This window comes from Methylohalomonas lacus (assembly GCF_024808875.1).
GTDB classification, from domain to species: domain Bacteria; phylum Pseudomonadota; class Gammaproteobacteria; order Methylohalomonadales; family Methylohalomonadaceae; genus Methylohalomonas; species Methylohalomonas lacus.
In genome coordinates this window covers 104,143-118,055 of the sequence record NZ_JANUCT010000007.1, presented here as the reverse complement: position 1 = coordinate 118,055, position 13,913 = coordinate 104,143, and the positions used below count along the sequence as shown (strand labels likewise).

The 13,913-nt window shown below is 61.3% G+C and carries 13 protein-coding genes; 9 read left to right on the top strand and 4 right to left on the bottom strand.

The window, feature by feature from the left end:
• The first annotated feature begins 27 nt into the window (after nucleotides 1-27).
• Nucleotides 28-954 (top strand): heme o synthase, encoded by a 927-nt coding sequence (cyoE, locus tag J2T55_RS06580; protein ID WP_259054983.1) that lies wholly within the window; start codon nucleotides 28-30, stop codon nucleotides 952-954.
• A gap of 250 nt (nucleotides 955-1,204) precedes the next feature.
• Complete coding sequence (locus J2T55_RS06575) at nucleotides 1,205-1,618, top strand: helix-turn-helix domain-containing protein (RefSeq protein WP_259054982.1); 414 nt, start codon at nucleotides 1,205-1,207, stop codon at nucleotides 1,616-1,618.
• A gap of 53 nt (nucleotides 1,619-1,671) precedes the next feature.
• On the opposite strand, the gene rpoH is transcribed toward J2T55_RS06575, so the two are convergent.
• The 4 genes from rpoH to ftsY form a co-directional block, all read right to left on the bottom strand.
• A complete protein-coding gene (gene rpoH, locus J2T55_RS06570; RefSeq protein ID WP_259054981.1) occupies nucleotides 1,672-2,529 on the bottom strand; it encodes an RNA polymerase sigma factor RpoH in 858 nt (285 codons plus the stop codon).
• Between the two features lie 101 nt (nucleotides 2,530-2,630).
• Nucleotides 2,631-3,656 carry a permease-like cell division protein FtsX gene (gene ftsX / locus J2T55_RS06565; RefSeq protein ID WP_259054979.1) on the bottom strand — a complete coding sequence of 342 codons (1,026 nt, stop codon included), beginning with the start codon at nucleotides 3,654-3,656 and terminating at the stop codon, nucleotides 2,631-2,633.
• Nucleotides 3,646-4,320, bottom strand: a complete 675-nt coding sequence (gene ftsE / locus J2T55_RS06560) for a cell division ATP-binding protein FtsE (RefSeq protein ID WP_259054976.1) — start codon at nucleotides 4,318-4,320, stop codon at nucleotides 3,646-3,648. Before ftsE ends, ftsX begins: the two co-directional genes overlap by 11 nt.
• Before the next feature lie 29 nt (nucleotides 4,321-4,349).
• Nucleotides 4,350-5,318 (bottom strand): signal recognition particle-docking protein FtsY, encoded by a 969-nt coding sequence (gene ftsY / locus J2T55_RS06555; RefSeq protein ID WP_259054974.1) that lies wholly within the window; start codon nucleotides 5,316-5,318, stop codon nucleotides 4,350-4,352.
• Between the two features lie 167 nt (nucleotides 5,319-5,485).
• Here ftsY and J2T55_RS06550 point away from each other — a divergent pair, with 167 nt between their 5' ends.
• The 7 genes from J2T55_RS06550 (at nucleotide 5,486) to J2T55_RS06520 (ending at nucleotide 13,860) form a co-directional block, all read left to right on the top strand.
• Entirely contained in the window at nucleotides 5,486-6,898 is a 1,413-nt protein-coding gene (locus J2T55_RS06550; RefSeq protein ID WP_259054971.1) for a M16 family metallopeptidase, read from the top strand.
• Entirely contained in the window at nucleotides 6,888-8,207 is a 1,320-nt protein-coding gene (locus J2T55_RS06545; protein ID WP_259054969.1) for a M16 family metallopeptidase, read from the top strand. The genes J2T55_RS06550 and J2T55_RS06545 overlap by 11 nt, the downstream gene beginning before the upstream one ends.
• A 94-nt stretch (nucleotides 8,208-8,301) precedes the next feature.
• A complete protein-coding gene (gene rsmD, locus J2T55_RS06540; protein ID WP_259054967.1) occupies nucleotides 8,302-8,886 on the top strand; it encodes a 16S rRNA (guanine(966)-N(2))-methyltransferase RsmD in 585 nt (194 codons plus the stop codon).
• A gap of 27 nt (nucleotides 8,887-8,913) precedes the next feature.
• A complete protein-coding gene (gene coaD / locus J2T55_RS06535) occupies nucleotides 8,914-9,405 on the top strand; it encodes a pantetheine-phosphate adenylyltransferase (protein WP_259054966.1) in 492 nt (163 codons plus the stop codon).
• Nucleotides 9,406-9,655: 250 nt separating this feature from the next.
• On the top strand, nucleotides 9,656-11,338 hold the full coding sequence (gene ggt, locus J2T55_RS06530) for a gamma-glutamyltransferase (protein ID WP_259054964.1): 1,683 nt from the start codon (nucleotides 9,656-9,658) through the stop codon (nucleotides 11,336-11,338).
• Between the two features lie 69 nt (nucleotides 11,339-11,407).
• Nucleotides 11,408-13,147: a chloride channel protein gene (locus J2T55_RS06525; RefSeq protein WP_259054962.1), complete on the top strand. Its 1,740-nt coding sequence runs from the start codon at nucleotides 11,408-11,410 to the stop codon at nucleotides 13,145-13,147.
• A 77-nt stretch (nucleotides 13,148-13,224) separates the two neighbouring features.
• Nucleotides 13,225-13,860, top strand: a complete 636-nt coding sequence (locus tag J2T55_RS06520; RefSeq protein WP_259054961.1) for a hypothetical protein — start codon at nucleotides 13,225-13,227, stop codon at nucleotides 13,858-13,860.
• Nucleotides 13,861-13,913: the final 53 nt, after the last annotated feature.

The window sequence follows — 13,913 nt, the reverse complement described above, 5'->3', positions numbered from 1 at the left end:
AAAAGCCAACGACGGATCCTGATGATCGTGAATACTGATCAACCAAGCCTGACAATGCGTGTTCTTGGCCAGTGGGAAGACTACCTGGCGCTGTGCAAGCCGAAGGTCGTGGCGCTGATCGTGTTCACCGCCGTGGTCGGTATGTTCCTGGCCACGCCGGGCATGGTGCCGTGGTCCATATTGCTGTTCGCGACATTGGGTATCGGCCTGGCCTCGGCCTCGGCCGCGGCAATCAATCACGTCGTCGATCACAAGATCGATTCGGTCATGGCACGCACCAGGCGCCGGCCATTGCCGCGCGGCTACGTCAACACGCAGTCGGCCATTGCGTTCTCGTTCATACTCGGCGCCCTGGCAATGTTCGTGCTGGCCGAATACGTCAACGTGCTCACCGCGTTACTGACGCTGTTTTCGCTGATCGGCTACGGCTTCATCTATTCCCTGTACCTGAAACGGGCAACGCCGCTGAATATTGTCATCGGCGGCGCCGCCGGCGCCGCACCGCCGGTGCTGGGTTGGACCGCGGTGACCGGTGCGCTGGAGCCGCACGCGCTGCTCCTGTTCCTGATCATCTTCGCCTGGACGCCGCCGCACTTCTGGGCGCTGGCCATCTACCGGCGCGATGAGTATGCCAGTGCCGATATACCCATGTTGCCGGTCACCCATGGCGTCGAATTCACGCGCCTGCAGATCCTGCTGTACACGATCGTACTGTTCATCGTCTGCCTGTTCCCCTATCTCATCTATATGAGCGGCCTGCTCTACCTGATCGGCGCGCTGCTGCTCAACGGCGGTTTCCTCTACTACGCCATTCGCATGCAGTTCGATCACAGCGACCGGCTGGCCATGAAGACCTTCAAGTTCTCGGTCTGGTACCTGATGGCACTGTTCGCTGTGCTGCTGGTCGACCACCATGTGCCTACCGCCATCTCGATGCTGGGACTGGCCGGATAGGACTGCTACCCCGCCCTCTGCGTATCCAGCCGGCGTCCTTGACGCAGTGCAACATGGCAGCCCGTGAATCGGGTTCGCATTTGCCGAATTTTCTACCACACTTATAAGTGGAGCAGTTGTAACAATACACACGGGGCACTGTGCGAGGAGCCAGGCCGCCCGTGTCTGGTGATTAGATTTGCTGTACAGATTTGTACAGAAAGTCTAACATTCTCGAGCACAAGTCCCCGGTTATACACTACGTGTATATATGGATATCGGGGTTCGGATAAAGAAAGCCCGGCTGGCTGCCGGCATTTCCCAGGTCAGGTTAGCCAACCTGCTGGGCGTGACGCGGAGTGCCTGCAGCCAGTGGGAGCTTTCGGGTGGCGGCACCTCACCGCGCGGTGAGCGGCTGGCCGAAATTGCCAGGTTGCTGGACATCAGCTACGAATGGCTGGCCACCGGCCACAGTGGCGGGCACGACGACAGTGAAGTTCAGAATATCTTCATGACGGGCTCTGATGAACGCTCCGGCCAGCGGCTTACGGCGCAGCAACGTGAATTGCTGGCGCTGTTCGATCGCCTGAGCACTTCAGCCCAGGCGGCGTTGCTGAAGTTGCTATCCGGCATGGCCGACAAGCCGTCGACGCCGAACGCCGGCGATGGCGGGAAAAAGCGCTAAAAAAAACGGCCAGCAGGCCGTTCTTTCAGTGTCTTGCTGCGCGGCTGCGGGCGTCAGGCCGCCAGGCCGGTGCGCAGTTTCTTCATCGCCTGCTGCTCAAGCTGGCGGATGCGTTCGGCGGAGACATTGTATTCGGCGGCGAGCGTGTGCAGCGTCGCCTTGTCGTCAGCCAGCCAGCGGCGCTTGATGATGTCGCGGGCGCGCTCGTCAAGCTGCGACAGCGACGTTGTCAGCCGCGACAGTTGCTGCGACTCGAATTCCGTGTTTTCCAGCTCCGCTTCCGGGCCATCGCCCTGGTATTCGAGGTAGTTCATCGGCGCCGGTGACGCGTGCTCATCGTCGTCGTTGTCGGCACCGCCATCGAAGGCCGCATCGTGGGCGCTCAGGCGCGATTCCATTTCCAGTACGTCCTTGCTCGTCACGCCGAGGTCCCTGGCGACTGCCTCGACCTCGTCATGATTCATCCAGCCGAGCCGCTTTTTCGCCGAACGCAGGTTGAAAAACAGCTTGCGCTGCGCCTTGGTGGTCGCCACCTTGACGATGCGCCAGTTGCGCAGAATAAACTCGTGCATTTCGGCGCGGATCCAGTGTACCGCGAACGACACCAGGCGCACGCCGACGCTGGGGTCAAAGCGCTTGACCGCCTTCATCAGGCCGATATTGCCTTCCTGGATCAGGTCGGCTTCCTGCAGGCCGTAGCCGCGGTAGCCACGGGCCACGCGGACGACAAAGCGCAGGTGCGACAGCACCAGCTGGCGGGCGGCGTCCAGGTCGTTGTCGCGCTGGTAGCGCTCGGCCAGCTCGTGCTCTTCCTCGGCGCCAAGCACCGGGATCTGGTTGACGGCCTGGACGTAGGCCTCCAGCGATCCGCTTGGCAGGGCCAGCTGCAGATTGGCGAGCTTGGTATTCATCGTGTTTTCCTCAAACATCATGTCTCTATTTTAGCAGTCCTTGGCTTAGAGTGCTAAACACGGCATGAGTTCGGGCACCGGCGCCCGTCTCGGGCGCGGTCTCAGGCTGGTTCGATGGCCTTGATATGACGTTGCACGGCGATCCAGGAGCCGGCCAGGCCGAGGCCGACGCCGCAGCCGAACAGTGCCAGCAGCTGCAGTAACGACGCCGCCCGCAGGCGGTAGTCGCTGGCGTAAAGGCTCGCCAGGTCCTGCACCGGGCCACGCAGGAAGAGTACGGCGGCGGTGATTAGCAGCCAGGCGAAAATGGCGCCGAGCAGCCCGTACCAGAAGCCGGTATAGAGAAACGGCCTTTGGATGAAGGCATCGGTGGCACCGAACAGCTTGGTGATCTCGATTTCGGCGCGGCGGTTGAAAATGCCCAGTCGAATCGTATTGCCGACAATCAGCAGTACCGCCATGCCGAGCACGACCGACAGCACCAGTACCGCACGCTGCACGGTCTCGATGATCGCCTGCAGCCGTTGCAACCACTGGTGGTCAAAGTCCGCCTGGTCGACTTCCGGCATGCCACGCAGACGCTTGAGCAGGTTGTTGTAGGCCGCCGTGTCGCGTGCGTTGCCGGCCGGCTGCACCAGCAGCAGCGCCGGCAACGGATTGTCGCGCAGCGCGTCGATGGCGTCGCTGAAGCCGGAACGTTCGCGGAATTCGCTCAGCGCCTCGTCGCGACTGATGTACTCGACCGCACCGATTGCCTCATCGGCGCGCAGCTCCGCGGCCAGATGTGCGGCGCGTTCGGCGCTGGTGTCGAGCTTCAGGTAGGTGGCGATCTGCAGGGTGGTGTCGAAACCGCTGGCGACGCGCTGGGTATTGTCGAGGATCAGGTAGAAACCGGCCGGCAGGGCCAGCGCGATACCGATCACGGCGATGGTCATGATGCTGCCGAACGGGTTGCGGGCCAGCTGGCCGAAGCTGAACACCGCCGCCTGCATGTGCTGCAGCAGCCAGACCTTGCCGCCGTCCTTGATACGCTCGCCGAAGTAGCGTCGGCGCGAGGCACCGCCACGGCGGCTGCGGGGCTTTTCGCGCCGCTCGCTCTTGCCCTTGCCGATGAACCTATTTTTCATCGTCGCGACCCTGGTCGAGTATGCGGCCCATGCGCAGGGTGATGATGCGCTTGCGCATGCGCTTGATCATGTCGAGATCGTGGCTGGCCAGCAGAATGGTGACGCCCACCTGGTTGAACTGTTCGAACAGCTGCATGATTTCCCAGGACAGCGCCGGATCGAGGTTGCCGGTCGGTTCGTCGGCCAGCAGCAGTGCCGGTCGGTGCACCACCGCACGGGCAATGCCGACGCGCTGCTGCTCACCGCCGGATAACGCGACCGGATAGGCTTTTTCCTTGTGCAGCAGGCCGACCTTGTCGAGCGCGGCATGGGTGCGCTTGACGATGTCCTGGTGGCGCGCGCCGGCGATGACCAGCGGCAGCGAGACGTTGTCGAATACGGTGCGATCGTGCAGCAGCCGGTGATCCTGGAACATGAAGCCGATGTTGCGCCGGAACAGTGGCACGCGCCGGCCGCGCACGCGCTCCAGGTTCTGGTTGTTGATGATGATCTGGCCGCGGGTGTGCCGTTCGATCAGGGCGATGAGCCGCAGCAGTGAGCTCTTGCCGGCGCCGGAACGGCCGGTGACGAAGGCCATGGCGCCTTCCTCGATATGTAGATTGATTTGCCTGAGCGCCTCGATGCCGCCGGGATACTGCTTCGAGACGTTGCTGAAGCGAATCATGATCGAGAGTCTGTCAGTCCGTGTTTGCGCTATTGGGCCAGTAAGGCATCGACAAAACTTTCAGCATCGAACGGCCGCAGGTCCTCGATCCGTTCACCGACACCAATATAACGGATCGGCAGACCCAGGTTTTGTGCCAGGGCAAAAACAATGCCGCCGCGGGCGGTACCATCGAGCTTGGTCAGCACAATACCGGTCAGGCCGATTGCCTGGTGAAACTCCTTCGCCTGCACCAGCGCATTCTGACCGGTGCTGGCGTCGATGACGAGCAAAACCTCGTAGTCCGGCCGCGGCTCGATCTTGTCGATCACGCGGCGCACCTTCTTGAGCTCGGTCATCAGGTAGTCCTTGGTATGCAGACGACCGGCGGTGTCGGCCAGCACCACGTCGCTGCCGCGTGCCCGTCCCGAGTGAATGGCGTCAAACACGACCGAGGCGGCGTCGCTGCCGTGGCTTTGCGCGATCACGGGCAGGCCGGTGCGTTCGCCCCATTCCTGCAGTTGTTCGATGGCAGCCGCGCGGAACGTGTCGCCGGCGGCGAGCAGCACCTTGTGATGGCTGTCGCGCAGGTGCGCGCCCAGCTTGCCCAGCGTGGTGGTCTTGCCGACACCGTTGACGCCGACGGCCATGATGACGAATGGCTTGTTTGCAGTGCTGACATCCAGCGGTTGTGCTACCGGCGCCAGTATGTCCAGCATGGCGGCGCGCAACAGGTCGCCAGGATCGCCGTCGCCGGCCTTGCGCGCGCGCTCGCGCAGGTTGTCGAGAATGGCGCTGGTCGCATCGATGCCGACGTCCGCCTGCAGCAGGCGGTTCTCCAGCTCCTCGAGCGCGGCCTCGTCGATCTTGCCGCCGCGCGGCACCAGGTCGCCGACATCGGTAAGCAGCAGATCGCGGGTCTTGCTCAGGCCGCGTTTGAGACTTTTCAGCAGGCCGCCGGATTTCTCCGCCGCGGCCGGCGGGGCATCATTGCTCTGTTTGGAACCTTTACTGAACACTGGGTGACGACAGGATTGGAATAAAGCATTATCGTATCATTATTCCCGTCAATGAGTGCCAGTCGTGATACCGCTTCTGGCCGGTCGAACTTGACCGCCGTCACCGGCTCTAACGTGGGCACTCGCTAATAACGACCGAATCAATGAGCTATCCAAGGAGTTTCCCCTTGCCACGCAAATTACTCACCGGTGGCCTGACGGCGGCCCTGCTGCTGGCAGTCGCGCCGGCACAGGCCACCAAGGTACAGGAATACGAACTCGACAACGGCCTGCAGCTGTTTGTCCAGCAGGACGAACGCGCACCGGTTGTTAATTCTATGGTCTGGTACGGTGTCGGCGGCAGCTATGAACTGCCGGGCAAGACCGGTATCGCCCACGCCCTGGAACACATGATGTTCCAGGGTACCGACAAGTACCCGGATGGCGAGTTCTCGGAAATCATTTCGGCCAACGGCGGCGAGGAAAACGCCTTCACTGGCGCCGACTACACCGCCTATTACCAGAAACTGGAGGCATCGCGGTTGCCGATCAGCTTCGAGCTCGAGGCCGATCGCATGCGTAACCTGCTGCTCAAGGAAGCCGACTTCGAAAAAGAGATCGAGGTGATCAAGGAAGAGCGGCGCATGCGCACCGAGGACAACCCGCAAAGCTTCACCTATGAGACGGCCATGGCGACGGCCTACCAGACCAGTCCCTACGGTCAGCCGATCGTCGGCTGGATGCACGATCTGCATAACCTGACGGTTGACGACCTGCGCGACTGGTATGACCGCTGGTATGCACCGAACAACGCCCGCCTGGTGGTGGTCGGTGACGTCGAGCCGGACGCGGTGCACGAACTGGCGCAGAAGCACTTTGCCGATATCCCGCGCGCCGAAGTCACGCCACCGGCGCCGCGACCGGAAGTCGAGCAGCGCGGCATGAAACGCGTCAAGGTCCAGCGGCCGGCGCAGCTGCCCTACCTGATGATGTCCTACAAGGTCCCGGTACTGAAGACCACTTTGCTGGATGACACTGCCGCCGGCGTGGCGGAGTGGGAACCCTATGCCCTCGAGGTGCTGGTCGGCATTCTCGACGGCGGCGATAGCGCCCGCTTCAGCCGCGACCTGGTACGCGAGTCGCGCGTCGCGGCCAGCGCCGGCGCCAGCTACAACATGACCGCGCGGTTGCCGACCAGCCTGCTGACCCTGTCCGGTACGCCGGCGCAGGGCCATGACGTTGATGAACTCGAACAGGCGTTGCGCGAGCAGGTGGCAAAGCTCAAGGACAAACCGGTGGAGGCCGCCGAGCTTGAGCGTATCAAGACCCAGGTTGTCGCATCCGATGTCTACCAGCGTGACTCGGTGTTCTATCAGGGTTATCTGATCGGCCTGCTTGAAACGGTCGGTCTCGACTGGCGCATGATCGATGAATACGTGGGCAAGGTGCAGGCGGTAACGCCGGAGCAAGTGCAGGAGGTGGCAAAAAAATACCTCACCGACGACCGTCTGACGATCGCCGAGCTGGAACCGCTCGCCAGCGAAAGCCTGATGCCGGCGCTACCGGCCCCCACCAGCGAGGAAGATGACCATGTCCACTAAGCATTACCTATTGACCCTGGTCCTGCTGGTTACCGCGCCGGTGCTCAAGGCGACACCGGATATCCAGCACTGGCAGACTGAGCATGGCGTCGATGTTTATTTTGTCGCCGCCGATGAAATACCGATTGTCGATATCCACGTCGTCTTTGATGCCGGCAGCGCGCGTGACGGCGACCATGCCGGCGTCGCCGGCATGGCGCTGGGCATGCTCGCCGACGGCGCCGACGGCATGAGTGCCAACGCGATCAGCCAGGCGTTCGAGTCGGTCGGTGCCGAGTATGGCACCAGCCTGGATCGCGATATGGCGAGCGTAAAGTTGCGTACACTGGCCGAGGAAGAGGCCCGCACGGCGGCGGTCGACATGCTGATCAAGGTCCTGAGCGAGCCGGACTTCCCGCAATCGGATTTCGAACGCGAACAACAGCGCAGCCTGGTCGGTCTGCAAGCGAAGAAGCAGAAACCCGGTTCAGTGGCCAGCGACGCGTTCTACGCAGCGCTCTACGGCGATCATCCGTATGCCCATCCGACCTCCGGTACCGAGGACAGCATCAAGGCGCTGACGCCCGCTGATCTCAGGGCTTTCCACGAGAAACACTACACCGCCAGCAACGCGACGATCGCCGTCGTCGGTGCACTGACGCGCGACGAGGTCGAGGATCTGGCGAACCGTCTGGTGGCACGGTTACCGGCTGGCGAATCATTGCCGGCGCTGGCGGATGTGCCGGCGGCCACATCCAGCGAGGAGCGCATCGAGTTTCCATCCAGCCAGACGCATATATTGATCGGCACGCCCGTGGTCGAGCGCAAGGATCCGGATTACTTCCCGCTGTATGTCGGTAATCATGTGCTTGGCGGGGGCGGCATGGTTACCCGGCTGTTCAACTCCATCCGCGAAGAGCGTGGGCTCTCGTACAGCGTCTACAGTTACTTTTATCCGCTGGCGAAATCCGGACCGTTCGTCGCCGGCCTGCAAACCAGCACCGCCCAGGCCGATGCCGCCCTGGAGGTGCTGCGCAACGAGATCCGCGACTATATCGAGAACGGCCCGACCGCCGACGAACTGGAAGCGTCGAAGCAGAACATCACCGGCGGCTTCCCGTTGCGCATCGACAGCAACAGCAGCATCGTCTCCTACCTGGCCGTGATCGGTTTCTACGATCTGCCGCTCGACTATCTCGACAAATTCAACGACCGGGTTGAAGCGGTTACGCGGGAAGATATTGTCGATGCATTCCAGCGGCGCCTGGATGTCGCCGAGTTCGATACCATCATGGTCGGGCGGCAACCGGACGATAACGCCGACGACTGACGTACGGCAGGCGTTGCTGTCTGTGGCAGCGTCTGCCCCCCTGAGCGGCCGTATGCGTTAGAATGAGCGTTCCTGAATAAAACCGGTAACCCTCTTGGCCCGATCCCGACAACGCGCACAGCAGGCAACCGGCCGGATCCGGATTATCGGTGGTGACTGGCGTGGCCGGCGCCTGTCGGTCCCGGCGTTGACCGGTCTGCGGCCGACCCCGGACCGGGTGCGCGAAACCTTGTTCAACTGGCTGCAGATGACCCTGCCCGGCAGCGACTGCCTGGATGCTTTCGCCGGCAGCGGCGCGCTGGGTTTCGAGGCCGCATCCCGCGGTGCCCGTCAGGTCACGCTGATCGAACGCGACCCGCCCCAGGCGCGACTGCTGCAGGAGCAGGCGCTGGCCTTTGCGGCCGACAATATCGAGATTCAAACCGCCGACGCCATCAGCTGGTTGCAGCAGACGCCGGCCCGGTTCGACATCATCTTTCTTGATCCACCGTTTGCCGGTGATTTGCTTGACGCGGCTTTATCTGTCATAGCCGATCGGGCTATTCTGCGGTCCGATGGTCTGGTCTATGTCGAGCAGTCACGCGGCGCGCCGCTGGCCGATGGCTGGTTGCTGCATCGGCAAACGCGGGCCGGCCAGGTCGAGGCCTGTCTGTTAAAACAGGCCACACCGGACGCATAACGCAGCATCAGCAACAGGGATTCAGCCATGAACATAACGGCGATCTATGCCGGTACCTTCGATCCAATCACGCATGGGCATACCGATATCGCCCGGCGCGCGGCATCGTTGTTCGATAAAGTGATCCTGGCGGTTGCCGGGGCCGGCAACAAGACACCGGCTTTCTCACACGAGGAACGACTCACCATGGCCCGCAGTGCCCTGCGCGAGACCGCCAATGTCGAAGTCATGGGATTTGATTCACTGGTTACCGACCTGGCCAAACGCCAGGGCGCACGGGTGCTGATCCGCGGTCTGCGGGCGATGTCCGATTTTGACTACGAGTTCCAGATGGCGGGCATGAATCGAAAGCTGTTTGCCGATGCCGAAACCGTGTTTCTGACGCCGGCCGAGCAGTACAACTGCATCTCTTCGAGTCTGGTGCGCGAGATCGTGCGCCTCGGCGGTGATGTCTCCGATTTCGTCACCGCCGATGTGCAGAAGGCACTGGCCGAACGCATTGTCCGAACGGACCAGTGACTATGTCTAACCGCAAATACACGCCAATTAACGCAAATGAAGAATCATATAGAAGCTGCATTCGCCATCCTGGTTTCATCGATCGACTCATAACCGGATATTTGTAAATCGGATCGAGAGGGTCGCCAGGCCAGGGCACTGCGCTAAAACCTGTGCTGTATAGCCATGCCCATACAAACTTTTATTTTTATTTGCGTTAATTGGCGTGTATTTGCGGTTAATTGATTAATCACCCGTTTCCGGAGTCCGAATGCTGAGCCGTCACCTGAAAATATTCGTTTTTGTTCTTTGCCTGTTGCCTGCTGTCGCGCTGGCGCAGAAGCCGGGCGAGGCGGCGATTGCCAGTGCCCATCCACTGGCCACCGAAGCGGGGCTGGCGGCCCTGGAACAGGGTGGTAACGCGTTCGACGCCGCCGTGGCGGTCAGTGCCACGCTGGCGGTGGTCGAGCCGTACAGTTCCGGTATCGGTGGCGGTGGCTTCTATCTGCTGCATCAGGCCGATCAGGATCGCGACATCATGCTCGATGCACGCGAAATCGCCCCGGCGAGTGCCAGACAGGCGCATTACCTGAACAGCGCGGGTGACCTGGATCGCGACATCAGCATCAACAGCGCCAAGGCCGCCGGCATTCCCGGTATTCCGAAGGCGCTGGAACACCTCGCCCGCGAGTATGGCCAGCTGCCGCTGGCCGAGACCCTGGCGCCGGCCATAAAACACGCTCGCGAGGGCTTTGCCGTCAGCGAGCGTTATCGCAAGCTGGCCGGCTTCCGGCTGGATGTGATGCGCCGCAACCCGGCGACGGCCGCAATTTTCCTGCAGGATAATGACGTTCCGGAAACGGGCCACGTGATCATACAGCCGCAACTGGCTGACACCCTGAGCGCGCTGGCCGGGCAGGGCAGCAAAACATTTTATGAGGGTGAGCTGGCCGAACGCATCGTCGATGGTGTCAACGCCGCCGGCGGGGACTGGACACTGCGGGATCTGTCGAGCTATCGCGTTGTCGAGCGCGAACCGATCGTCACGAGCTACCATGACATGCGCGTCATTTCCGCAGCACTGCCGTCGTCCGGCGGCATTGTCCTGGGTCAGGCGCTGAATATACTCGAGAACTTTGACCTGCCGCGCATGGATGAAGCGACGCGCAAGCACGTCATTATCGAGGCGATGCGGCGAGCCTACCGCGATCGCGCCGCTTATCTCGGCGACAGCGATTACGTCGATGTGCCGGTCGAGCGTCTGCTGAACAAGGACTATGCGGCAGGCCTGGCCGTCGACATCGATGAAGACAAGGCGACGGACAGCAAGAGTATGCCGCCGTTTAGCGATCACCAGGGGCTCGGTGCGGACACGACGCATTTTTCCGTTATCGACGCGGACGGTAACCGGGTCAGTGCCACGCTGAGCATCAACCTGCCGTTCGGCAATGCGATGATGGCCGGTGATACCGGTGTGTTGCTGAATAATGAGCTGGATGACTTTGCCCTGCAGCCGCAGGAGCCGAATGCCTATGGTCTGGTCGGTGGCGAAGCCAATGCGATTGAGCCGGGCAAGCGGCCGCTATCGAGCATGACGCCGACGTTCCTGGAAACGGATGACAAGGTTGCTATCCTGGGCACGCCCGGCGGCAGCCGTATTATCAGCATGGTCCTGCTGGGCACGCTTGCATTTGCCGACGGTGATCTGCCGGGCGACTGGGTGACCCTGCCACGCTATCATCATCAATACCTGCCCGATGTTGTTCAGCACGAACCGGATGCCCTGTCCGACCGGTTAATGAATGCACTGCGTGAACGTGGCCATACCCTGGAAAGCGTCGGCCGTCAGTACGGCAACATGCAGGCGATACTCTGGCACCGGCCGACCAACCTGATCTTCGCGGCGAGCGATCCTCGTGGCGAGGGCAGCGCGGAAAAGCAGCCGCCACGCTGAGGCGGGGTTAAGCCCGGCAACCGACACGGATTGCCTGACGCAATCAAGTGCGGTGAATAGGCGAGTACCATGAACCGATTCCGGGAAAAACTCAGGACCACCCTCGAGCGTCGCCGTCACTTTCTGGCGACCCGTCAGGCTGAAATCACCCTGGCATTCTTGGGGCTAGTCGTCGGACTCCTGTCCGGGGGTCTTATCATCAGTTTCCGTCTGGGCATAGAAACACTGCAACTGGGACTGTTGTCGCTGGATGCGGCTGACACTTTTGAAGGACTGTCGACACCGATGCGTTTTCTGTTGCCGCTGTTCGGTGCAGTTGTTCTCGGTGTCGGTTTCTGGCTGATTAGTGTGGCCTCGCGTTCGGTCGGTATTGTCCACGTCCTTGAACGCCTGCAGTATCACGAAGGCCATCTGCCACTGCGCAATCTGCTGGTGCAGTTCTTCGGCGGTATCGTCGCCCTGGCCTCGGGGCAGTCGGTAGGGCGCGAGGGGCCGAGCGTTCACCTAGGTGCCGGCGTTTCCAGCCTGACCGGGCGCTATCTATCCCTGCCCAACAACAGCATCCGCACACTCGTGGCCTGCGGTTCGGCCGCGGCAATCGCCGCTTCCTTCAATACGCCGCTGGCCGGTGTCATCTTTGCCATGGAAGTCATTGTTATGGAATACACGATCGCCGGCTTCACGCCGGTGATCCTCGCGGCGGTGGTGGCGACGGCCATGAGCCGTGCCGTGTTCGGTGAGGAGACGGCCTTTATCGTGCCGACGGTGGGTTCGGCGTCATTATCGGACCTGTTCTACATCACCGTCATGGGTGTGGCCATTGGTGCGGCTTCGGCGGCTTTTGTCGGCCTGATCCGGCACCTGCGCCGGATTTCACTGAACTGGTCACTGCTACTGGTCATGCCGTTGGCGGGTCTCGCCGTCGGCGGTCTTGGTATTTTCATACCCGAGGTGCTGGGTACCGGTTACGATTCGGTGAACCTGGCGGTCAGCGGCCAGCTTGGCATGACACTGATGGCGCTTATATTGTTGGCGAAGTTTGTCGCCAGTGCCATCTGCGTGTCCGGCCGTATACCGGGCGGTCTCATCGGTCCGACCATCGTCATGGGCTGCATGGCCGGCGGCCTGTTCGCGCAGTTTGTCAGCCAGCTACCGGCGGTAACCGCCGACCCGGTGCTGTACACCGTGCTCGGCATGGGCGCGATGATGAGCGCGGCACTGCAGGCGCCGCTCGCGGCGTTGCTGGCATTGCTGGAAATGACCGCCAGTCCGGCTCTGATCATGCCGGCGATGCTGGCCGTCGTCAGCGCCAACATGGCGGCGAAATCGCTGTTCGGCCAGCGTTCGGTCTTCCTGCAGATGCTGCAGGACTCGGGTATGGTTTACCGTTCGGACCCGGTGTCCCTCGGTTTGCGTCGCATCGGTGTTACCGCCGTCATGAATCGCCGGGTCGTTAGCTGTGATGCGGAAATTACGGCAAAATACGCACGCCAGCTATTGTCGCAGGAGCCGCAGTGGATTGTTATTCGACAATCCGGCGACAAGGACCTGCTGATGCCGGGCTCCAATCTGGCAGCTTACCTGGAAAGCGAGTCACTTCCGGAGACTATCCAGTTGCGCGAAGTGCCGGGCCAGCGCCAGGAAGTCGTGGCGGTCGACTCGCGGGCGACGCTCTACGAAGCTCGCCGCTTGCTGGACGAGTACAAGGTCGATGCCGTTTATGTACGCCGCCCGGCCGGCGCAGGCAGCTATCGTATCCTGGGTGTGCTGCAGCACCAGGACATACAGGCCAGCTATTCGTTGCGTTAATCCTGCACGGCCGCCGCGGGTGGTGAACGTTGATGACTGATCCGTTTCAAAACAAGACAAAACAACAAAGTACCACTATGCAAGACATCAAGCGCAGCCTGCTGCATTCACTGCTCGAGGTTATTGTACTGAGCCTGTTGATGATGCTGCCGGTCATCACCGTCTATCTGGATCTGACGATCGGTGACAGGACCATTACCGAGCTTTCTTTTGTCGAGGTGACCCAGGAATTTTTACTGTTCATCTCGGCCGTGTTGTTCTGGGTCGCCGTTGTCAGGGAGCCGCATGCCCGCGGTTTCATGGTACTGGTGGCCGGCCTGCTCTCCTGCATGTTCATTCGCGAACTGGATTACGTCTTTGATCAGGTTGTCCATGGGTTCTGGTTCTATCCGGCCATGCTCATGGCCATAGGCTCGATTCTTTATGCTGCCATCAATCGGGCCACGATCCCGCTTCCAATGGCCCACTTCATGGGAACGCGCGCCTACGTGTTTCTCGCCATCGGTCTGTTGATTACTCTGGTATTCAGTCGCGTGTTCGGTAGCGGCAATCTGGTTTGGAAAGAGGCGCTGGGCAGCAGCTATACAGCCCATTTCCGCAGCGTGATTCAGGAAGGCCTGGAGCTGTTCGGCTACGTGTTCGTCTTTTATGGCGCCTGCCTGTCACGATTGCATGCCGGTCGGCAGCGCAATGGTATGAATCCTGATCGGTAAGCGCATAAAAAAGCCGGGGCTGTGGCCCCGGCTTTCAGGTTAACGCTCTGGTA

Bases quoted from the DNA above. Each gene is read 5' to 3' on its own strand.
- J2T55_RS06575 (WP_259054982.1), top strand. From the start codon at position 1,205: ATGGATATCGGGGTTCGGATAAAGAAAGCCCGGCTGGCTGCCGGCATT.
- rpoH (WP_259054981.1), bottom strand. From the start codon at position 2,529: ATGAATACCAAGCTCGCCAATCTGCAGCTGGCCCTGCCAAGCGGATCG.
- ftsX (WP_259054979.1), bottom strand. From the start codon at position 3,656: ATGAAAAATAGGTTCATCGGCAAGGGCAAGAGCGAGCGGCGCGAAAAG.
- ftsE (WP_259054976.1), bottom strand. From the start codon at position 4,320: ATGATTCGCTTCAGCAACGTCTCGAAGCAGTATCCCGGCGGCATCGAG.
- J2T55_RS06545 (WP_259054969.1), top strand. From the start codon at position 6,888: ATGTCCACTAAGCATTACCTATTGACCCTGGTCCTGCTGGTTACCGCG.
- coaD (WP_259054966.1), top strand. From the start codon at position 8,914: ATGAACATAACGGCGATCTATGCCGGTACCTTCGATCCAATCACGCAT.
- ggt (WP_259054964.1), top strand. From the start codon at position 9,656: ATGCTGAGCCGTCACCTGAAAATATTCGTTTTTGTTCTTTGCCTGTTG.
- J2T55_RS06525 (WP_259054962.1), top strand. From the start codon at position 11,408: ATGAACCGATTCCGGGAAAAACTCAGGACCACCCTCGAGCGTCGCCGT.
- J2T55_RS06520 (WP_259054961.1), top strand. From the start codon at position 13,225: ATGCAAGACATCAAGCGCAGCCTGCTGCATTCACTGCTCGAGGTTATT.